The sequence below is a fragment of the Klebsiella sp. A52 genome, from assembly GCF_018388785.1.
GTDB lineage: Bacteria > Pseudomonadota > Gammaproteobacteria > Enterobacterales > Enterobacteriaceae > Klebsiella > Klebsiella aerogenes.
This window is the reverse complement of record NZ_CP074437.1, coordinates 3,707,381-3,728,218: the sequence shown is the minus strand read 5'-3', so window position 1 is coordinate 3,728,218 and position 20,838 is coordinate 3,707,381. Positions and strand designations below refer to the sequence as shown.

Here is a 20,838-nt window from a genome sequence, read left to right as displayed (position 1 = left end):
GTTGTAGGATATTTGCCGGGTGCCCCCGGCATGAGGTCATGTTTTATTATTATTAGCTATCGTCTTCACGAATAGACGAGGGATGACGGCACAGCGCCTCTACGCGAATATCCATAAATGGATATAACGGCAATCCCATTAAAATTTGATGCAACTCTTCGGCATCTTTTACATCGAAAATGCTGACATTGGCGTAAAGACCGGCGACGCGCCAAATATGTCGCCACTTGCCTTCACGTTGTAATTGTTGCGAATAGGCTTTTTCGCGTTGTTTAATTTCATCCGCTTCGGCGGCAGGAAACCCGATCGGAATATTAACGGTCATATCAACTTTAAATAGCATTATTTTCTCCTGTTATGCTTTACGGGAATAGAAGCGCAGCTTGTCTTCATCCAGCTCCACACCAAGCCCTGGCGTTTGCGGCAACGCCACCTGACCGTCGGCAAAGGTCAGCGGCACGCTGACGATATCGTCTTTGAGTAGCAACGGGCCGAACATCTCGGTTCCCCACTGCAGCGGCAATGTCGACCAGGCATGCAGAGAGGCAACGGTCCCCACGGTCCCTTCCAGCATCGTGCCGCCATACAGGCCAATCCCCGCCGCCTGCGCGACGCGGGCCAGCGCCAGCACGCTATTCGGCCCGCCCGCCTTGGCGATTTTCAGCGCGTAAGCGCCGGTAAAGCCCTGGTGCGCCAGTTGGTAACCATCGTAAGCGGTCGCGACCGCTTCATCCGCCAGGATCGCGGTTTCGATTTGCTGGCTCAGGCGCACCAGCGCTGCATTGTCCTGCGCGCTCACCGGCTGTTCGATGAGATCGACCCCCATCGCCGCCAGCTCGCGACAACCCTTCGCGCCGGTCGCGGCGTCCCAGGCCTGATTAACGTCAACGCGAATGCTGGCGCGATCGCCTAAGGCTTCCACAATGGCGCGGGTATGGCGGAGATCGGTGGCTAATTCCCGTGCGCCAATTTTCAGCTTGAATGCCTGATGACGGCGCTCGGCTAACAGCTTTTCCCCTTCGGCAATATCTTTCGCGGTATCGCCGCTGGCTAACGTCCACAGCACCGGCAACGACGTTTGCAGCGCGCCGCCGAGCAGCGCCGATACCGGTAGCCCTAAAGCTTTGCCCTGGGCATCAAGGAGTGCGGTTTCAATGGCAGATTTTGCGAAAGTATTGCCTCTAATGGCGCTATTCATCCGCGCCGTCAGCGCATTCAGGTTATCCGCCGGCTGCCCTTTCAGCAGCGGCGTCAGATAGTGGGTCAAGGCCGATGAGATAGCCTCCGGGCTCTCGACGCCGTAGCTCAGCCCGCCGATGGTCGTCGCTTCACCGATACCGCATACGCCATCGGAACGGGTAATGCGCACGATGACCAGCGTCTGGCAGCCCATGGTGGTCATCGATAATTTATGTGGCCGGATAGTCGGTACATCCACTAACCAGCTCTCAATGCGTTCTACGGTCGCAGTCATTTTTTGTTCCTGAAAGATGCATAACTTTTTGTACCCACATCCATAACGGGGATGTCTGTGCTTTGACAATAGGGTCCAGCCTGGCGGATGGTCAACGGCGATAATCGAAATGTTGTGCGATTATCGGCACGCTTGTTAAATTGCGGTTAATAATGTGATCGAGGTGGTAAAACAGGCACAATTCGCCGCACCCTGGTTTGCGCGCGGTATAGTGATTCCCCGTGAGCTTTACGTTGCAACGGAGAAAGATGCAATGAGCGACAATACCCACACTACGCTGAGCGCCAGGCAGGCCGAGCACGACCCCAATTTTATGCTGTCACTCGCCCGCGGGCTGGAGGTGCTCAATGCTTTTACTCCCCAGCGCCAGCGGCTGACCATTTCGCAGTTAAGTCAAAAAACGCAAATTTCCCGCGCGGCGGTGCGCCGCTGCCTGTATACCCTGGCGGCGCTGGGGATGGTGCATAGCCCGGACGGCCGCAGCTATGAACTGCTGCCGCGCGTGCTGGCAGTGGGCCACGCCTATCTGGCAGGAACCCCGCTGGCGAAGGTGGCGCAAACGGCGCTGGACAATCTTGGTAAGACGTTAGGTGAAAGCTGCTCCGCCGCCACGCTTGATGGCGACAACGTACTGTATATCGCCCGCGCGGCGGTCAATAACTTGCTCAGCGTCGATCTGGGCCGCGGCAGCCGCCTCCCGGCATGGACAACCTCAATGGGACGGGTATTGCTGAGCGCGTTGCCCGAAGATCAACTAGAAGTGACACTGTCACGCGCACATCTTATGCGCTACACCCCGTATACCCTGTGTGATTCTACAGCACTACGCGCGGAAATCGCCAAAGTTCGCATGCAGGGCTATGCGCTGGCGGACAGGCAAATTGAAGTTGGATTATGCTCGCTTGCGGTACCGCTGCTGTCGCGTAGCGGCCAGGTGGTGGCAGCGCTCAACGTTGGCGTCCCCGCCTCTTCGATGAGCGCCGCGGCGCTGAAGGAGAAAGCCCTGGCGCCGCTGCGTCGCGCGGCGATGGAGCTGTCTCTTCAGCTGTGACATTACCGTGGCGCCGGCGTATTGGCCAGCCCGCGCCAGATCCCCAGCGCCAGCAACAACAGCAGAACGCCAGCCGTCGCCAGAGAAATACTGTGAGCGCTGATAAATGCGGTTTTCGCCGCCGCGATTAGTGAATCAGCCGGTATCGCGGGTAATGATTGCGCCACCTTCATCGCCTCGCCAATGGACGATGAGGCCTGTACCGCTGCTTCACCGCCAATCCCGGCAGGCAGTTCAATCGCCGAACTGTAGCTGCGGGTCAGGATCAGGCCGAACAGCGCAATACCAAGCCCCGCGCCCAATTCATAGGCCATGGTTTCAATGGCGCCTGCCGCCGACGCCTTCTCTTTCGGCGCTGCCGCCATGATCGCCGACGTTGACGCCAGCAGCGCGCTGGCGGCGCTAAAGCCCAGCAGCGTCATTAACCCCCACGCCTGCCACTGTTGCGTGCTGAAGTCGGTCATCGACAGTCCCAAAAAGCTTAAAGCGCTCAGCAACATACCGCCGGTCGCCACCTGCCGCAGCCCCAGTTTCGAGACCAGCATTCCGGCAATCGGCCCGCTAAAGCCGCTGGCGACCATCACCGGCAGCATAAACAGCCCGGCCTCAAACGGCGTTTTCTGATGCACGAACTGTAGCTCCTGCGCCATCAGCAATTCAAAACCAACCAGCGTAATGAGCGCGGTCATCGCCATCATCACCCCGCTTAAAATAATGCGGTGGGTGAAGAGACGCATATCCACCATCGGCGTCGGCATCGACAGCTGTTTGCGGACAAACCAGGTCAACATGGCCGCCCCGCCGATGGCCACCAGCGCGATTAGCCACAGCGCCAGCTGCCCCTTTAGCGCCGACTTAGCGCTAAACACCAGCATCAGAATGGCCGCAATCAGGATCAGCGCCTGCGGCAGATTCAGCGGTTGCTCGCGGCGGGCGGGCTGACGGGGCACAACCTTAGCGTTGATGGCAATGACCAGCAGCACGATTGGCACGTTGATCAGGAACACCGATCCCCAGTAGAAGTGTTCCAGCAGCATACCGCCCACCAGCGGGCCAAATGCCGCGCCGCCGGATCCCACCGCGGCCCATAATCCCAGCGCCATGTTACGCTGGCTGGCTTCGGCGAAAGTGCCGCGGATCCCGGCAAGCGTCGCCGGCACAATCATTGCCGCGCCAACCGCCAGCAGCGCGCGGGAGATAATCAGCGTTATCGCCGTCGGTGACAGCGCGGCGCACAGCGAAGCGATACCAAAAATTGCGCTACCGAGCAGCAATAAGCGCTTAAAGCCGATTTTATCGCCCAATGCGCCCATCGGCAGCACCATACCGGCCATCACCAACGAATAGATATCAATGATCCACAGTAGCTCGTTGCCGCTGGTGCCAAGCGCGACGCCGAGCGTCGGGGCGGCCACATGCAGCACCGTTGCGTCAATTGCTACCGGGATATAAACCAGCAAAATCGCCATCAGCGTTAACCATTGCCGAGACATACTACTTTTCCTCAATTTTCGAAATTGGACACGCGTCCAGGATTGCGATCCTGCCGGATTGTTGAACGCCTGTCCAACTTTTTGTTACCATCATCCCATCACCTCTTGGTTACGGGTCGCTATGCACTATTTAAATCGGGAAGCGCGTCGGGAAGTTATCATGCAGGCCGCCATGCGAGTGGCGCTAAATGGCGGCTTCAGCGCCATGACCGTGCGCCAGATAGCCAGCGACGCCGGCGTCGCAGCAGGTCAGTTACATCATCATTTTGCCTCGACCGGCGAGCTAAAAGCGCAGGCCTTTATCCGCTTGATCCGCGAAATGCTCGATATTCAGCTGCTGACCGATGACGCCTCCTGGAGCGAACGCCTGTTTTCATTACTTGGCAGCGAAGATGGCCGTCTCGAACCCTATATCCGCCTGTGGCGGGAAGCGCAGATTTTGTCCGATAGCGATGAGGAAATTAAGGCCGCATATCTGCTTACCATGAGCATGTGGCATGATGAAACGGTCACGGCGATTAACCGCGGCGCCGAAGCCGGTGAATTTCAGCCGCAGGATACGGCTGATAATATCGCCTGGCGTCTGATTGCTCTGGTTTGCGGGCTGGATGGCATTTACGCGCTGGGGATGCAAGCGATTGACGACGCGGCATTTATCCGTTACTTAAAACATTATATCGCGCTGGAACTCCCTCAGGTTTAGGTTACATTTAGTAACAATTGACCGCCCTTCATTGTCGGCGTGAATTCTTTCACGCCTCGATTCTTATCTATCCTCAAACAATACAATTATTAAAAACAGCTGAAGCTTAATTCCAGCCTGCATAGTTTCAGCTGTTTTTTATTTATCCTTTTGATCTCGTACGCTTTAGTGAGGGTGTTATGTCGATAGAAGGTGATAAAAAGAATCATTATCTTTTAAAAGATTGGCGACCAGAAAATGAAGCCTTCTGGGAAAATAAAGGAAAAGCGATTGCGCGCAGGAACTTATGGATTTCCGTATTTTGTCTGTTACTCGCCTTCTGCGTCTGGATGTTATTTAGCGCAGTTGCGGTCAATCTCAATAAAGTGGGTTTTAATTTCACTACTGACCAGCTGTTTTTATTAACGGCGCTACCTTCGCTTTCCGGCGCAATATTACGCGTACCCTACTCCTTTATGGTACCTATTATGGGTGGGCGCTACTGGACGGTTATTAGCACGATTATTCTGGTGATTCCCTGTTTATGGCTGGGTTTGGCAGTACAAAATACAACTACCCCGTACTGGGTATTTATCGCAATTTCGTTACTCTGCGGTTTTGCCGGCGCCAACTTCGCCTCCAGTATGGGCAACATCAGCTTCTTCTTCCCCAAGGCCAAACAAGGCAGCGCATTAGGGATTAACGGCGGACTCGGCAATCTCGGGGTCAGCGTGATGCAACTGGTCTCTCCTATTTTTGTCTTCCTGCCGATTTTTACCTTTCTGGGCGTTCGCGGCGTAGAGCAACCTGGCGGCGCCATGCTGTGGCTCGGCAACTCACCGCTGCTGTGGGTGCCGTTACTGGTTATCGCCACCGTTTTCGCGTGGTTTGGCATGAACGATATTGCCAGTTCCAAAGCTTCAATTCGCGATCAGCTACCGGTGTTGAAACGCCCGCATATGTGGCTGCTAAGTCTGTTGTATCTGGCCACCTTCGGCTCGTTTATTGGCTTCTCTGCCGGCTTCGCGATGCTGGCGAAAACCCAGTTTCCGGATGTCGATATCCTGAAACTGGCCTTCTTCGGCCCGTTTATCGGCGCGCTGGCGCGCTCCTTCGGCGGTATCATTTCCGACCGTCTGGGCGGCGTACGGGTGACGCTGGTCAACTTCATTCTGATGGCGGTCTTTACCGGGCTGCTTTTCCTCACCCTGCCGGGCTCCGGTTCCGGCAGCTTCTTCGCCTTCTACGTGGTGTTTATGGGCCTGTTCTTAACTGCCGGGCTTGGCAGCGGTTCCACCTTCCAGATGATCGCCGTGATCTTCCGCCAGCTCACCATTGATAGCGTGAAAAAGCGCGGCGGCAGCGACGAACAGGCCCAGCATGAAGCGGTGACCGATACCGCCGCCGCGCTCGGTTTCATCGCTGCAATTGGCGCCATCGGCGGCTTCTTTATTCCAAAAGCCTTCGGTACCTCGCTGGCCATGACCGGCTCGCCGGTGGGCGCGATGAAAGTCTTTTTTGTCTTCTATGTGGTTTGCGTGCTGGTGACCTGGCTGGTCTATGGCCGCCGTAAACCAGCACAACCATAACGACCTATTTACCGGATGGCACGATGCCGGACATTAGCGGAGCAGGAGGAATGTCATGAGTAAATTACTGGATCGCTTTCGCTACTTTAAGCAGAAACGCGAGACCTTTGCCAACGGCCACGGTCAGGTCTACGACAATAACCGTGACTGGGAAGATAGCTACCGGCAACGCTGGCAATTCGACAAAATTGTCCGCTCCACGCACGGTGTGAACTGTACCGGCTCCTGTAGCTGGAAAATTTATGTCAAAAACGGTCTGGTCACCTGGGAAACCCAGCAGACCGATTATCCGCGCACCCGACCGGACCTGCCAAATCACGAACCGCGCGGCTGCCCGCGCGGCGCCAGCTACTCCTGGTATCTCTACAGCGCCAACCGCCTGAAGTACCCGCTGGCGCGTAAACGGCTGATTGAGCTGTGGCGCGAAGCCCTGACACAGCATCCCGACCCGGTACAGGCCTGGGATAGCATCATGCAGGACCCGCTGAAAACCCGCAGCTACAAAGAAATTCGCGGTAAAGGCGGCTTTGTACGCTCCAGTTGGAAAGAGTTAAATCAACTGATCGCCGCGGCCAACGTCTGGACCATTAAAAACTACGGTCCGGATCGCGTCGCGGGCTTTTCGCCGATCCCGGCGATGTCGATGGTCTCCTACGCCGCGGGCACCCGTTATTTATCGCTGCTCGGCGGCACCTGTCTGAGCTTCTATGACTGGTATTGCGATCTGCCGCCCGCCTCGCCGATGACCTGGGGCGAACAGACCGACGTGCCGGAATCCGCCGACTGGTACAACTCCAGCTACATTATTGCCTGGGGTTCAAACGTCCCGCAGACGCGAACCCCGGACGCCCACTTCTTCACCGAAGTGCGCTACAAGGGGACCAAAACCATCGCCATTACTCCGGACTATTCGGAAGTCGCCAAGCTCTGCGACCAGTGGCTGGCGCCGAAGCAAGGTACCGACAGCGCGCTGGCGATGGCGATGGGCCACGTGATCCTCAAAACTTTCCACCTCGACAATCCGAGCGATTACTTTCTCAACTACTGCCGTACCTATACCGATATGCCAATGTTGGTGATGCTCGACCGTCGTGACGACGGCAGCTATGCGCCGGGCCGTATGCTACGCGCTGCTGACCTGCTTAACGGACTGGGAGAAAGTAATAACCCGGAATGGAAAACCGTCGCCTTTAACGCCGACGGCGAACTGGTCGCGCCGAACGGATCCATCGGCTTCCGTTGGGGCGAAAAAGGCAAATGGAATCTCGAACAGCGGGCTAACGGCCGTGACGTCGACTTAAAACTGTCGCTGTTGGATATGCACGATAGCGTGGTGTCGGTCGGCTTCCCCTACTTCGGCGGCAATGAAAACCCGCATTTTCGCAGCGTAAAGCAGGAGCCGATAACGCTTCATCAACTGCCAGCGAAACAGCTGCCGTTAGCCAGTGGTGAAAACGCTCTGGTAGTGAGCGTGTATGACCTGGTGCTGGCGAACTACGGTCTGGATCGCGGCCTTGACGATGCCAATGCCGCGCGTGACTTTGCGGATGTCAAAGCCTATACCCCGGCGTGGGCCGAACAGATCACCGGCGTGCCGCGTCACCATATCGAGCAAATCGCCCGCGAGTTCGCCGATACGGCGCATAAAACCCATGGCCGTTCGATGATTATCCTTGGCGCCGGTGTGAACCACTGGTACCACATGGATATGAACTACCGCGGGATGATCAACATGCTGGTATTCTGCGGCTGCGTCGGTCAGAGCGGCGGCGGCTGGTCGCACTATGTCGGCCAGGAGAAACTACGCCCGCAGACCGGATGGCTGCCGCTGGCGTTCGCGCTGGACTGGACTCGTCCACCGCGGCAGATGAACAGTACCTCTTATTTCTACAACCACGCCAGCCAGTGGCGCTACGAAAAACTAACCGCTCAGGAGCTGCTCTCACCGCTGGCCGACGCCAGCAAATTCAGCGGCCATATGATCGACTTCAACGTTCGCGCCGAGCGCATGGGCTGGCTGCCGTCCGCGCCGCAGCTTAACGTTAACCCGCTGAGCATCAAGCAGCAGGCCGACGCTGCTGGGCTGTCCCCCGCAGAGTTCACCGTCCAGTCGTTAAAAGCAGGCGATATTCGCTTTGCCGCCGAGCAGCCGGATAGCGGCCACAACCACCCGCGCAACCTGTTTATCTGGCGTTCTAACCTGCTGGGATCGTCCGGTAAGGGCCATGAGTACATGCTCAAGTACCTGCTCGGTACCGATAACGGTATTCAGGGCGAGGAGTTTGGCGCCACCGCTGACGTGAAGCCGGAGGAAGTCGAGTGGCAGACCGCGGCGATTGAGGGCAAACTCGATCTACTGGTGACCCTCGATTTCCGCATGTCCAGTACCTGCCTGTTCTCAGATATCGTCCTGCCGACCGCCACCTGGTACGAAAAAGACGATATGAACACCTCCGACATGCACCCGTTTATCCACCCGCTTTCCGCCGCCGTCGACCCGGCCTGGGAGGCGAAAAGCGACTGGGAAATCTACAAGGACATTGCGAAAAGTTTTTCTGAAGTCTGCGTCGGTCACCTTGATAAAGAGACCGATGTGGTACTGGTGCCGCTGCAGCATGACTCTCCGGCGGAGCTATCACAGCCGTTTGATGTCCTCGACTGGCGCAAGGGCGAATGCGATCTCATTCCAGGCAAAACCGCGCCGTCAATTGCGCTGGTTGAACGTGACTACCCGGCCACCTGGGAGCGCTTCACCTCGCTGGGGCCGTTACTCGATAAGCTCGGCAACGGCGGTAAAGGCATTTCGTGGAATACGCAAAACGAAGTCGACTTCCTCGGTAAACTCAACTACGTCAAGCCCGACGGTCCGGCCAAAGGCCGCCCGCGCATCGACAGCGCGATCGACGCCAGTGAAGTCATCTTGAGCCTGGCGCCGGAAACCAATGGCCAGGTGGCGGTGAAAGCCTGGAAAGCGCTGGGAGAATTTACCGGCCGCGACCACACCCATCTGGCGCTGAATAAAGAGGATGAGAAAATCCGCTTCCGCGATATTCAGGCGCAGCCGCGCAAGATCATCTCCAGCCCAACGTGGTCTGGTCTGGAAAGCGAACATGTCTCTTATAATGCCGGTTATACCAACGTTCACGAACTGATCCCGTGGCGCACCCTCTCCGGGCGGCAACAGCTCTATCAGGATCATCCCTGGATGCGCGCCTTCGGCGAAAGTCTGGTGGCCTATCGCCCACCTATCGATACGCGCAGCGTCAGCCAGATGAAGGACGTGCCGCCAAACGGCTTCCCGGAAAAAGCGCTCAACTTCCTGACCCCGCATCAGAAATGGGGTATCCACTCTACCTATAGCGAAAACCTGCTGATGCTGACGTTGTCGCGCGGCGGACCCATCGTCTGGCTAAGCGAAACCGACGCAAAAGAACTGGGGATTGAAGATAACGACTGGATTGAAGCCTTCAACGCCAACGGCGCCCTCACCGCGCGTGCGGTGGTGAGCCAGCGCGTGCCGCCGGGAATGACCATGATGTATCACGCCCAGGAACGCATTATGAATATCCCAGGTTCGGAGGTGACCGGTCGTCGCGGCGGTATCCACAACTCCGTCACCCGCGTCTGTCCAAAACCCACGCATATGATTGGCGGCTACGCCCAACTGGCTTACGGCTTTAACTACTACGGCACCGTCGGCTCCAACCGCGACGAGTTCATTATGATCCGCAAAATGAAAAATATTGACTGGCTGGATGGCGAAGGTCGCGACCAGGTACAGGAGGCGAAAAAATGAAAATACGTTCACAAGTCGGAATGGTGCTGAATCTGGATAAATGCATCGGCTGCCATACCTGCTCCGTCACCTGTAAAAACGTCTGGAGCAGCCGCGAAGGGATGGAATATGCGTGGTTCAACAACGTGGAAACCAAGCCCGGTATCGGTTACCCCAAAAACTGGGAAGATCAGGACGAGTGGCAAGGCGGCTGGATCCGCGGTATCAGCGGCAAGCTCACTCCGCGTCTGGGCAACCGCGTCAGCGTGTTGTCGAAGATTTTCGCCAACCCGGTGCTGCCGCAGATTGACGATTATTACGAACCCTTTACCTACGATTATCAGCACCTGCACAACGCGCCGGAAGGCAAATACTTGCCTACCGCCCGTCCGCGTTCGCTGATTAGCGGCGAACGGATGGATAAAATCAGCTGGGGGCCAAACTGGGAGGAACTGCTCGGCGGCGAGTTTGAAAAACGCGCCAAAGACCGCAACTTCGAAGCGATGCAAAAAGAGATGTACGGCCAGTTTGAAAACACCTTCATGATGTATCTGCCGCGTCTTTGCGAACATTGCCTTAATCCGAGCTGCGTGGCGACCTGCCCAAGCGGCGCTATCTACAAGCGCGAAGAAGACGGCATCGTGCTGATCGACCAGGATAAATGCCGCGGCTGGCGGATGTGCATCAGCGGTTGTCCGTACAAAAAAATCTACTTTAACTGGAAGAGCGGCAAATCGGAAAAATGCATCTTCTGCTATCCGCGTATTGAGTCCGGGCAACCGACGGTGTGCTCCGAAACCTGCGTCGGCCGCATCCGCTATCTTGGCGTACTGCTGTACGACGCGGACCGCATCGAAGAGGCGGCCAGTACCGAACATGAAACCGACCTCTACGAGCGCCAGTGCGAGGTGTTCCTCAACCCTAACGACCCGGCGGTCATCGAAGAGGCGTTGAAGCAGGGTATTCCGCATAACGTGATCGAAGCCGCGCAACAATCACCGGTGTATAAACTAGCGATGGACTGGAAGCTGGCGCTGCCGCTGCACCCGGAATACCGCACCTTACCGATGGTCTGGTACGTCCCGCCTCTGTCGCCGATTCAGTCCGTCGCCGACGCCGGCGGCCTGCCGAGTAACGGCAATATCCTGCCAGCGGTCGAAAGCCTGCGTATACCGGTTCAGTATCTGGCGAACCTGCTGAGCGCCGGCGATACCGGCCCGGTCCTGCGCGCGTTAAAACGCATGATGGCGATGCGCCATTACAAACGTTCGCAAACCGTTGAAGGCGTGACCGATACCCGCGCCATTGAAGAAGTGGGCCTCAGCGTCGAGCAGGTGGAAGAGATGTATCGCTACCTGGCGATCGCCAATTACGAAGACCGCTTCGTAATCCCCACCAGCCACCGCGAACTGGCGGAAGACGCCTTCCCTGAACGCAACGGCTGCGGTTTTACCTTCGGCGATGGTTGCCATGGTTCTGATACTAAATTCAACCTGTTCAACAGTCGTCGCATCGACGCGATTGATGTGGGAGACGTTCGTCGACATGGGGAGGGAGAGTAATGCGGCTTCTCAAAGTCATCGCTTTACTGCTGGAGTATCCCGACGACGCGCTGTGGGATAACCGCGAGGAGGCGCTGGCGCTGGTCAGCGCCGATGCGCCCGCCCTGACGCCGTTTGTTACGCGATTACTGGCGGCGCCGCTGCTCGACCGTCAGGCCGAATGGTGTGAGGTGTTTGAGCGCGGTCGCGCCACCTCGCTGCTGCTGTTTGAACACGTTCACGCCGAATCGCGCGACCGCGGCCAGGCGATGGTCGATCTGATGAATCAGTATGAACAGGCGGGTCTGCAGATCGATTGTCGCGAACTCCCGGACCACCTGCCTTTATATCTTGAGTATCTCAGCACTCTCCCGTTGGCCGATGCCCGTGAAGGACTGCAGAACGTCGCGCCCATTCTGGCATTGCTCGGTGGGCGCTTAAAGCAGCGCGAATGCGATTACTATCAACTCTTTGACGCCCTCCTCACGCTGGCGGATAGCCCACTCAATAGTGACAGTGTCACCAGGCAGGTAGCGAGTGAGAAGCGTGACGACACGCGCCAGGCGCTGGATGCGGTGTGGGAAGAAGAACAGGTGAAGTTTATTGAAGATAATGCAACCGCTTGCGATAGCTCGCCAATGCAAGCTTATCAACGACGCTTTAGCCAGGATGTGGCGCCGCAGTACGTCGACATCCGCGCCGGAGGCCCGAAATGATACAGTACTTAAACGTCTTCTTTTACGATATCTACCCTTATCTCTGCGGCACCGTGTTCCTGGTGGGCAGTTGGCTGCGCTATGACTACGGTCAGTATACCTGGCGCGCGTCATCCAGCCAGATGCTCGATAAACGGGGCATGGTGCTGTGGTCGAACTTATTTCACATCGGCATCCTCGGCATCTTCTTCGGCCACTTCTTCGGGATGCTGACGCCGCACTGGGTCTATTCATGGTTCCTGCCGATGTCGCAGAAACAGGTGATGGCGATGGTGCTGGGCGGCGTCTGCGGCGTGCTGACCCTGGTCGGCGGCATAGGCCTGCTGGTGCGTCGTCTGACCAACCCGCGCATTCGCGCCACCTCCACCACTGCGGATATCCTGATCCTGTGCATTCTGCTGATTCAGTGCGCGCTGGGGCTGACGACTATTCCGTTCTCCGCCCAGCATCCGGACGGCAGCGAAATGCTGAAACTGGTAGATTGGGCGCAGGCGGTAGTCACCTTCCACGGCGGCGCATCGGCGCATCTGGATGGCGTCGCGTGGGTGTATCGCGTCCATCTGGTGCTGGGGATGACTATCTTCCTTATTTTCCCGTTCACCCGGCTGGTTCACGTCTGGAGCGCGCCGATAGAGTATTTCACCCGCCGCTATCAGGTGGTGCGTTCCCGGCGCTGAAAGCCAGCGGCTTTTATCATTCATCCATACCGGTAGATACTGTTATAGGTTTGCAACTGTTATGGTCCGGGAAAAACACGTGTTTTGTGTTAATTCAGAGCACATTGCGCTCCCGATATTTTTTCTGCGTTATGGCTCTCATGGCGCAGGGAGCGCACAGAGGGCGGCCAGTCGCCGCCGCCCTCTGTACTCCCGGGCTCTGGCCGCCAAAATCGCCACTTCGTGGTTCCTTCGACTTATCCCGGCAGGCTTCGGGTCGGGCCGAGGCAGCGTCCTTGCAAATCACGGCCCTCAGCCCGCATCCATGCGGGCTGCCCCGGCTTGCCGGGAACGTCTCAGCGATTTTGAGGCCACCAACATCGGCAGTTTCAGTCAGCATTGATGCGGTTGTAGCGGTGTAGCCCAGACGAGGCGCTCGCGCCGACTCCGGGGTCATATTCATCGGCCACGGCTCCAGCCTTTATTCCGGATGGCGGCTACGCCTTATCCGGCCTACGGCGACCATGCGCTTTCCTCGTCCCGTTATAAACGTTACTTCCCGGCTTCCGGATGGGTATCGAACGCCGCCATTACCGCTGCCAGCGCGGCTTCGCTGAACCCGTGTTTTGGGTCGTCTACACCTAATCCGAATCGGGTTTGCAGCGCTTCATACAGCGCCGACACGTCCGCAAGATCCACCTTCTCCACCACGTGGTTGTTCTCCCAGTGGGTAAAATGGAAATTGGTGAGCGTCATTTTCCCGCCGTCAGGCAGATGACGGCACATCAGCAGATGGTGACGAAAGTGGGACTGCGGCCAGTGCGCCGACCAGAAGTTACCCATCACATAATCAGAAGCATACTGTCGACCCAGATCGAAATGGTACATCGACTGCCAGTGCTCATGATGATTAAACTGCAACGTCCACTCATCGCCTTCATGCACCAGGCGATAAATCCCATGCGGCGTATGCTGCGGAATATCCGCCAGCAGCTTAATCGGCGCGGTCAGCGTCTGGCCGCCGAAACCGACGTCGGCGATCCAGCGTTCGCCTTCGACCTCCACCAGCAGCAAGCGATGGGTGCGCGGCGGCATTTGTGGTGGATTAGCCAACACCACGCGCCCCAGCAGGCTGCGAACCGAGAAACCAATCTCACTTAGCGCCCGCTGCAAAAGCCCGTTCTGCTCAAAGCAGTAACCGCCGCGGCGGGCGGTGATTAACTTCTCCTCGAGCGCCCGATCGTCAAGGTGGATTTCACGCGGCAGTAAAACGTCCAGATTCTCAAACGGGATCGCGCTATTGTGATGGCTATGCAACTCCCGCAGGGTGTCAATGGAAACATCGGGGGTTCCCGTCCAGGCCAGACGAGTAAAATACGCGCTTAAAAATGGGGTCATCAACGCCTCCAGCTTTTGGTGTCCGACATTTATAGCGTATTTTTTCCCCGCGACGGCGTATTTTGTGCGATCGCACCAGATGATTTCTGATTTAGGTCGCGGTTGACGTATTGATTACCTTTGTATTGTGAATAAACTACTTACAGGCATTCGCCACTCACCAAGGAACGCTTATGAGCCGTTTTCGCCACGTCGAACTTCAGTACGCCAGTCGCCTGCTCAACCACGGCCCGACCATTATGATCACCAGTTATGACGCGCAGTCAGGGCGGCGCAACGTGATGTCCGCCGCCTGGTCGATGCCGGTTGAATTTGCCCCGCCTCGCGTGGCTATTGTGGTGGATAAAAGCACCTGGACGCGTGATCTCATTGAGCGTAACGGCGCCTTTGGTATCGTGGTGCCAGGCGTGGCCGCCGCCAGTTGGGTCTATGCGGTAGGCAGCGTAAGCGGGCGCGATGAAGATAAGTTCAATGCTTACGGTATCCCGACGGTGCAGGGTCCCGAACTGGGGTTACCGTTAATTGAAGAGAAATGCCTGGCGTGGATGGAATGCCGTCTGCTACCCGCCACCGCGGCACAAGAACAATACGATACGCTGTTTGGCGAAGTGGTTGCCGCCGCGGCCGATGAACGCGTTTTCGTCAGCGGCCGCTGGCAGTTTGACGATGATAAACTCAATACCATTCACCATCTCGGTACCGGTAATTTTGTCGCCAGCGGACGTCACGTGCAGGCCAATACGCCAGAAAACAAATAAGGTTTCCTACGACGCCAGGTGTTGGCGGCGGCGGTCATCGCTGGGAGTCAGGCCAAAGACCTTTTTATACAGCGTCGTGAAGTGATTGCTATTGGCGAAACCGCATAAAAAGGCGATTTCTGTGATCGTCATTTCCGTTTCCCGCAGTTTTACTCGTGCGGATACCAGGCGCAGGCGCTTGACATAATTATCGGGCGTTAATCCAGTCGCCTCTTTAATATGACGAAAAGCAGTGCGTGACGTCAGGTGAAATTGTTCAGCAAGTTGCGGCCAGTTATGTTCCTCAAAGCAATGTTCCTGTAACCAAGTGAGCAGCTTATGGAGTTTGTATTTAGTGGTGCTATATTCGACTTCACTTTCCGCTCGTTGAATAAGCGTAATTAGCTGAAAAAAGGTGGCCTCACGCAGGGCGTTATTCTTAGTTTGTTGGTATTCGGCACTACATATTTTTTCAATCAATAGCTTACACTGTTGCCGGGTCGCCTGCGATAACCAACCGTAGCGCGAGGAGTCGGTGGCCGCAAAGTTTTGCAATAACGGTGCAAGTTCGCGTAAATAGATAAAATCAACCTGCGGATTAATTAATAGATTAATTAACTTCAGCGTCCCAAGCTCATCATAATAATGCGTATCGCCAGGAGAAACATAAAAAACATCCCCTTGTTGAATATACAAAGGCCGGCCATTAATAACGTGGAGGCCATGCCCTTGTTCAACTATCACTAACTCCGCGAATTCATGACCATGTTCGCGGTTATTATCCTCTGGATCGCTGGCGTAAATAGCCAGTTTAGCGAGTGGATTGCTGAAATAAGAATCAATAGTCAACGTCATCATCACTTAATATCCAATACGGCAAGGCAGCTGATAGCACGATAATGCATTTCCCAAACCACTATCGGTAAGATTTATCAAATTGTGATCGTCACCCGCCCCATCCCACTGCCATTGCCAACATGGCCATCGCGTTGGCATTGCCAGAGTGGTTGCCACTCACATCGTCATTTTATGCTGCGAGTCCCCTAACTTTGAGGACGCAGTATGTCACAAACCATGCAATACAACGCCCAAGTTGCGATGATCCGCCATCCGCAGTTTTTACGCACCGCGGAGTCGCTTAAACCCGCACTGCACAGCGAATACCGCGAACCGCAGGCCATTATTGACGCTCATGCCGATGCCAGCGCCCCCTTCGGCTGGCAGGCAGTGGAGCTTTGCACCCCACAGCAATTTTACCAGCGTGAATTCACCAGTGGCGACAGCGTCATCGTGGACTTCGGTAATCACTTTGTTGGCTATGTTGAGCTGGCATGTCTAAGCGTCGGCAGTCCTCCCGATGCCCCGGCGCACCTTCATTTTACCTTCGGCGAGACGCTGAGCGAGGTTTGTGAATCATTTGATGATTACCGGGGCTGGCTCAGCAGCAGCTGGTTGCAACAGCAGGATTTGTGGATTGATGAACTTCCTGGAGAAATCAGACTCCCGCGACGCTATTGCTTTCGTTATCTCAAAGTGGAGGTCAAGGCGGTTTCCAGAAAATTTAATCTGTGTTTCACCCGACTGCGCATCCATGCCGTCAGTTCGGCCCACTGTATCTGCCCCCCATCAACTACCCAAGACCCACGTTTACAGCTTATCGACCAGACAGCCGTACTGACGCTGAAGAATTGTATGCAAGACGTATTCGAAGATGGGCCCAAGCGCGACCGTCGTCTGTGGCTTGGCGATCTCCGCCTGCAGGCGCTGGTTAACGATGTCACGTTCGCGAATCACTCGCTGGTTCGCCGTTGTTTGTATCTTTTTGCTGGCCATACCCGGCAAGACGGTATGGTTTCCGCCAATATTTTCGTTCAGCCGCAAGTCATAGCCGACGACACCTTTTTGTTTGATTATTCGCTGTTTTTTGTTGATACGCTGTTCAACTATCTACGCAGTACCGGCGACGTAGCCACCGCGCAAGAGCTCTGGCCCACCGCCAGACGGCAAATCGAGTTGGCGCTTGAACGTTGCGATAAACAGCATTTGGTTCGCGATAGCGACGACTGGTGGGTATTTATCGACTGGCAAGAGACGCTAAACAAGCAAACTTCGGCCCAGGGCGTCTTAATTTACTGCCTGCAGCGCGCCGTATTGCTCGCCGGACAATTTCAGCCCGAGTTAGTAGCGGGTTATCAGATGCATCTGCAGCAGCTAAAGTCGGCTGCGCTGTCCTGCTTGTGGGACGAAGCGCAAGGATTTTTCATTAGCGGCGCGCAACGTCAAGTCTCCTGGGCATCACAAATCTGGATGGTGCTAGCCGAAGTCGGCAATAGTGCGCAACGAGAAACGCTCATGCGTCATTTGCTTTCCTCCCCGCCGTCGGTGGCCATCAACACGCCCTATCTGCGTCACCATTTTGTTGCTGCTCTGTTGCAATGTGGGCTACGCGCGGAAGCTATTAACGAAATCAAAGCCTACTGGGGCGCGATGATAGATTACGGCGCGGATACGTTCTGGGAGGTTTTTGATCCTGACAACCCTGAGTTTTCACCTTACGGCAGCAAGCTGATTAACAGCTATTGTCACGCGTGGAGCTGTACCCCGGCCTGGTTTATCCGCCAATATAATCTTTAATAACAATTAAATACGAGCATATCATTATGGCAAACAATATATTCACTCTTTGGCGGCAACGCCTGGGCTACGGCATCGCAGATCTCTCCTGCAATTTGGTGTGGCAGCTTATCTCTCTGTACCTGATGTTCTTCTACACCGATGTAATGAACTTACCCGCCTGGTACGTCGGCGTGATGTTCCTGGTGACACGTCTGGTGGATGGCGTGGCCGATGTACTGATGGGACTGGTAATAGACAATACCGCAACCCGTTGGGGCCGCTGTCGTCCCTATTTGCTGATTGGCGCCGTACCGTTCGGCCTGCTATGTATCCTCGCGTTTTACGTCCCCGACTTCTCCACTACCGGAAAATTGATTTACGCCTTTATTACCTATCTGTGTCTGTCGTTTCTTTACACACTGGTCAATATTCCGTTTTGCGCGATGCTGCCGTTTCTGACAAACGATTCCCAGGAGCGCACTACGCTCTCGGCAGTACGAATCTTACTTGGCTCGTTGGGGGCGACCATTGTCGCCGTCACCACGCTGCCGCTTGTCAGCACTCTCGGTCAGGGCGATCAGGCTCGTGGGTTTTTCTATACCGCGGTGATGTTCGGCGTGATTGCCACTTTTTTTCTACTGGTCAGTTTCCGCAACGTCAAAGAAACAATCACCATCACTCAAGAAAAAATGACTCTGAAACGCGCCTGGTTCAGCCTACGCGCCAACCGTCCGTGGTGGGTTTTCGCGATTAACATTTTCCTGATGTGGGGCGCATTTTTCTTCCAGACAGGCGCGTTGGTTTACTTCTTCCACTACTACGTCGGCAATAGAAGTCTGACGGCAATCGTCGCCGGTATTTCGACATTTGTGCCTCTGCTGGGGACATTGACCGTCCCACTGCTGGCCAGTCGGCTAAAAAAACGCCATGTCTACCTGATTGCCAGTGCTATCAATCTCATTGGAATGATCGTAATGATGGCGGCAGGGGTAAATAGTTGGGGTTTGGTTACTGGTGCGGTGATCCTTTCGCTCGGTGCCGGACAACGCACGGCTATTTACTTCTCGATGCAGGCGGATCCGGTGGATTATGGCGTCTGGAAAACCGGAGTGAATACCGCTGGGATCCTGACCTCAATCAATGGTTTTCTTGGCAAAGTGGCCATGGCTGGCGCTGGCGCGATTACGGGCGCCCTGCTCACTTCAGGCGGCTATATCGCCAACCAGGCGCAAAGTGAAACGGCGATGCTGGCGATAAAGTCCTGCTATCTCTACATTCCGGCGCTACTGATCTTTGCCTCGATGTTGTGGATGGGTCGTTTTTATCGGCTTGACGATCATTACGAGCAAATCCGCGCAGACCTCGATGCCGGGCGCTATGCCACGTCCGACATTCATTCAACAGACGGAGAACGTCAGGCGATTTAAGTTCGCCCCCTCTTTTATTACCTCTGAAACTGACAAGGATAAGTATGCGTCTCTCTTTGATTTGCGCAGCAGTTTGCTGCGCCCTTTTTTCGGCCTCCGACGCGTTGGCCGCGCCGCTCACTATCGAGCAGCGGCTGGCCCAACTTGAGGCCAGACTGAAACATGCGGAACACCAGGCAGCCGAAGCAAACCGCCGTGCGCAGCAGGCCGAACAGCGAACCTCCGTCGCGGAACAACGCGCCAGCAATGCCGAAAAACAGATACAAACCCTAAGTAAGCGCACTGATGCCGGCGAACAAAAACAGCAGCAGATCAGTCGTCAATTGGCCAAATCCACCGACGATAACGGTTTTGAATTTAATGCCTACGCCCGTTCCGGAATGCTGGTGAACAGCCACGGTAAAGGCGCGCGCGGCGGACCCGGTATTTCACCGGCCAGTTCGCTTAACGGCGACGCCCACGTGGGTCGTCTTGGCAATGAGAAAGATAACTATGTTGAACTGAGCTTTGGCAAAAAAATGACCTTTAGCGACGGTTCATGGGCACATTTCAAAACAATGCTTGCCGATGGCGCCACCAACCCGGATCCGTGGGTGCAGGATAATAATAGCCACCACCTTAACGTACGCCAACTGTATGTCGAGATGGGTAGCTTCGTTGATTTTAGCGGTCCATTTAACCACGCGTCGATTTGGGCCGGAAAACGCTTTGATCGGGATAACTTCGATATTCACTTTACCGATAGCGATATTATGTTCCTCGGCGGTACCGGCGGCGGAATCAATGATGTGCGTTGGAGTCAACAGCTTCGGGGCGATTATTCAGTCTACGCCCGCAACTTTGGCGATTTAGGTAGCGATAACTATGAAGATAACGATATTCAGAATCTGATGTTTACCGCCAATCATTTCTGGCGAAACTGGCAGTTAATGACCACGGTAATGACCGCGCAGGGTAATGACACGCTAAAAGACAACACCTCAACGACCGGCAGTTATGCGCTACGTAGCGACAACACCGCCAAAAATGGCTATTACGCGATGTTGGCTTATCACGACAAACAGCAGTTCTACGGCCTTGCTCCCGGCATCTCAGAAAGCGCCCTGCAGTACGGTGGCGGTTTAGGCGCAGAAGCTCGCCAGCCGGGCAGCGACGGCGATCTTACCGGGAATGCTAAATCCCTGCGTTTTGCTTCTTACGGCATTTTGCCGCTAGGGAAAAACTGGCAATTGGCGCCATCGGTCATCGCGCAACACAGCGAAAACCGTTATCGTGACGGCGACCGCTACGACTGGGCTACTCTTAACCTGCGTCTTTCCCAAGAGATCACCCGCAACTTTGCCCTGCTATATGAAGCCTCCTGGCAATATATGGATTTGAATCCTAATGGCCGAACCTATCGCTATAACGACAATGTTTATCAGTATCAGGCCGTCAGCGGCGATTTTTACAAGCTTACCTTCGCACCAACGTTTAAAGTCGGCGACATTTTCGATATTAAAGCTCGCCCGGAGATCCGCTTCTTCGCAACATGGATGAACTGGGACAAAGCACTGGATCACTACGCCATTAACGATGATTTTGGCAGTTCCGGTTTTACCGCCGGCGGCAACTGGAATTTTGGCGTACAGACTGAAATCTGGTTTTAAATAGGGTACAAAATGACGGCAACCCTGCCGTCAT

15 protein-coding genes and 1 pseudogene are annotated in these 20,838 nt (G+C 55.5%); 11 read left to right on the top strand and 5 right to left on the bottom strand.

Annotated features, from left to right (window positions below; translation table 11 throughout):
* Positions 1-52: 52 nt before the first annotated feature.
* Positions 53-343: a muconolactone Delta-isomerase gene (gene catC, locus KGA69_RS17565; RefSeq protein ID WP_015366454.1), complete on the bottom strand. Its 291-nt coding sequence runs from the start codon at positions 341-343 to the stop codon at positions 53-55.
* Positions 344-355: 12 nt separating this feature from the next.
* Positions 356-1,518 (bottom strand): annotated as a pseudogene (locus KGA69_RS17560) (muconate cycloisomerase family protein).
* Between the two features lie 209 nt (positions 1,519-1,727).
* On the opposite strand from KGA69_RS17560, the gene KGA69_RS17555 reads away from it, so the two are divergent.
* A complete protein-coding gene (locus KGA69_RS17555) occupies positions 1,728-2,525 on the top strand; it encodes an IclR family transcriptional regulator domain-containing protein (protein ID WP_223683733.1) in 798 nt (265 codons plus the stop codon).
* Positions 2,526-2,527: 2 nt separating this feature from the next.
* Here KGA69_RS17555 and KGA69_RS17550 read toward each other — a convergent pair whose 3' ends face one another.
* On the bottom strand, positions 2,528-4,018 hold the full coding sequence (locus KGA69_RS17550; protein ID WP_213292524.1) for an MFS transporter: 1,491 nt from the start codon (positions 4,016-4,018) through the stop codon (positions 2,528-2,530).
* 121 nt (positions 4,019-4,139) lie between these two features.
* Between KGA69_RS17550 and KGA69_RS17545 the strand changes: the two genes are divergently transcribed.
* From KGA69_RS17545 to narI, 6 genes are all read left to right on the top strand, one after another.
* Positions 4,140-4,721, top strand: a complete 582-nt coding sequence (locus KGA69_RS17545; protein WP_032714581.1) for a TetR family transcriptional regulator — start codon at positions 4,140-4,142, stop codon at positions 4,719-4,721.
* Between the two features lie 179 nt (positions 4,722-4,900).
* Positions 4,901-6,289, top strand: a complete 1,389-nt coding sequence (locus KGA69_RS17540; RefSeq protein ID WP_015705533.1) for a NarK family nitrate/nitrite MFS transporter — start codon at positions 4,901-4,903, stop codon at positions 6,287-6,289.
* A gap of 55 nt (positions 6,290-6,344) precedes the next feature.
* Complete coding sequence (locus tag KGA69_RS17535) at positions 6,345-10,085, top strand: nitrate reductase subunit alpha (RefSeq protein WP_213292523.1); 3,741 nt, start codon at positions 6,345-6,347, stop codon at positions 10,083-10,085.
* A complete protein-coding gene (gene narH, locus KGA69_RS17530) occupies positions 10,082-11,626 on the top strand; it encodes a nitrate reductase subunit beta (protein ID WP_047048682.1) in 1,545 nt (514 codons plus the stop codon). Before KGA69_RS17535 ends, narH begins: the two co-directional genes overlap by 4 nt.
* Positions 11,626-12,321 carry a nitrate reductase molybdenum cofactor assembly chaperone gene (narW, locus tag KGA69_RS17525; protein ID WP_045394098.1) on the top strand — a complete coding sequence of 232 codons (696 nt, stop codon included), beginning with the start codon at positions 11,626-11,628 and terminating at the stop codon, positions 12,319-12,321. The genes narH and narW overlap by 1 nt, the downstream gene beginning before the upstream one ends.
* Positions 12,318-12,998: a respiratory nitrate reductase subunit gamma gene (narI, locus tag KGA69_RS17520; protein ID WP_045394095.1), complete on the top strand. Its 681-nt coding sequence runs from the start codon at positions 12,318-12,320 to the stop codon at positions 12,996-12,998. The genes narW and narI overlap by 4 nt, the downstream gene beginning before the upstream one ends.
* Positions 12,999-13,529: 531 nt before the next feature.
* Here narI and nhoA read toward each other — a convergent pair.
* Positions 13,530-14,375 carry an N-hydroxyarylamine O-acetyltransferase gene (nhoA, locus tag KGA69_RS17515; protein WP_045394092.1) on the bottom strand — a complete coding sequence of 282 codons (846 nt, stop codon included), beginning with the start codon at positions 14,373-14,375 and terminating at the stop codon, positions 13,530-13,532.
* Between the two features lie 173 nt (positions 14,376-14,548).
* On the opposite strand from nhoA, the gene KGA69_RS17510 reads away from it, so the two are divergent.
* Positions 14,549-15,133, top strand: a complete 585-nt coding sequence (locus KGA69_RS17510; RefSeq protein ID WP_045394090.1) for a flavin reductase family protein — start codon at positions 14,549-14,551, stop codon at positions 15,131-15,133.
* Between the two features lie 6 nt (positions 15,134-15,139).
* Here the strand turns inward: KGA69_RS17510 and KGA69_RS17505 are convergent, their stop codons facing one another.
* Positions 15,140-15,970, bottom strand: a complete 831-nt coding sequence (locus tag KGA69_RS17505; RefSeq protein WP_063447813.1) for a helix-turn-helix domain-containing protein — start codon at positions 15,968-15,970, stop codon at positions 15,140-15,142.
* 204 nt (positions 15,971-16,174) lie between these two features.
* Between KGA69_RS17505 and KGA69_RS17500 the strand changes: the two genes are divergently transcribed.
* Genes KGA69_RS17500 through KGA69_RS17490 form a run of 3 tightly spaced genes read left to right on the top strand, consistent with a single transcriptional unit; the run spans position 16,175 to position 20,804 of the window.
* A complete protein-coding gene (locus KGA69_RS17500) occupies positions 16,175-17,746 on the top strand; it encodes an alpha-L-rhamnosidase-related protein (RefSeq protein ID WP_213292522.1) in 1,572 nt (523 codons plus the stop codon).
* A gap of 26 nt (positions 17,747-17,772) precedes the next feature.
* On the top strand, positions 17,773-19,155 hold the full coding sequence (locus tag KGA69_RS17495) for an MFS transporter (RefSeq protein WP_213292521.1): 1,383 nt from the start codon (positions 17,773-17,775) through the stop codon (positions 19,153-19,155).
* A gap of 44 nt (positions 19,156-19,199) precedes the next feature.
* On the top strand, positions 19,200-20,804 hold the full coding sequence (locus KGA69_RS17490; RefSeq protein ID WP_213292520.1) for a carbohydrate porin: 1,605 nt from the start codon (positions 19,200-19,202) through the stop codon (positions 20,802-20,804).
* Positions 20,805-20,838 lie beyond the last annotated feature (34 nt).

What these genes read in the sequence shown, in the direction of transcription:
- nhoA (WP_045394092.1), bottom strand. Translation starts at nt 14,375, where the DNA reads ATGACCCCATTTTTAAGCGCGTATTTTACTCGTCTGGCCTGGACGGGA.
- KGA69_RS17550 (WP_213292524.1), bottom strand. Translation starts at nt 4,018, where the DNA reads ATGTCTCGGCAATGGTTAACGCTGATGGCGATTTTGCTGGTTTATATC.
- KGA69_RS17490 (WP_213292520.1), top strand. Translation starts at nt 19,200, where the DNA reads ATGCGTCTCTCTTTGATTTGCGCAGCAGTTTGCTGCGCCCTTTTTTCG.
- KGA69_RS17500 (WP_213292522.1), top strand. Translation starts at nt 16,175, where the DNA reads ATGTCACAAACCATGCAATACAACGCCCAAGTTGCGATGATCCGCCAT.
- KGA69_RS17505 (WP_063447813.1), bottom strand. Translation starts at nt 15,970, where the DNA reads ATGATGACGTTGACTATTGATTCTTATTTCAGCAATCCACTCGCTAAA.
- narW (WP_045394098.1), top strand. Translation starts at nt 11,626, where the DNA reads ATGCGGCTTCTCAAAGTCATCGCTTTACTGCTGGAGTATCCCGACGAC.
- catC (WP_015366454.1), bottom strand. Translation starts at nt 343, where the DNA reads ATGCTATTTAAAGTTGATATGACCGTTAATATTCCGATCGGGTTTCCT.
- narI (WP_045394095.1), top strand. Translation starts at nt 12,318, where the DNA reads ATGATACAGTACTTAAACGTCTTCTTTTACGATATCTACCCTTATCTC.
- KGA69_RS17495 (WP_213292521.1), top strand. Translation starts at nt 17,773, where the DNA reads ATGGCAAACAATATATTCACTCTTTGGCGGCAACGCCTGGGCTACGGC.
- KGA69_RS17555 (WP_223683733.1), top strand. Translation starts at nt 1,728, where the DNA reads ATGAGCGACAATACCCACACTACGCTGAGCGCCAGGCAGGCCGAGCAC.
- KGA69_RS17540 (WP_015705533.1), top strand. Translation starts at nt 4,901, where the DNA reads ATGTCGATAGAAGGTGATAAAAAGAATCATTATCTTTTAAAAGATTGG.
- narH (WP_047048682.1), top strand. Translation starts at nt 10,082, where the DNA reads ATGAAAATACGTTCACAAGTCGGAATGGTGCTGAATCTGGATAAATGC.
- KGA69_RS17545 (WP_032714581.1), top strand. Translation starts at nt 4,140, where the DNA reads ATGCACTATTTAAATCGGGAAGCGCGTCGGGAAGTTATCATGCAGGCC.
- KGA69_RS17510 (WP_045394090.1), top strand. Translation starts at nt 14,549, where the DNA reads ATGAGCCGTTTTCGCCACGTCGAACTTCAGTACGCCAGTCGCCTGCTC.
- KGA69_RS17535 (WP_213292523.1), top strand. Translation starts at nt 6,345, where the DNA reads ATGAGTAAATTACTGGATCGCTTTCGCTACTTTAAGCAGAAACGCGAG.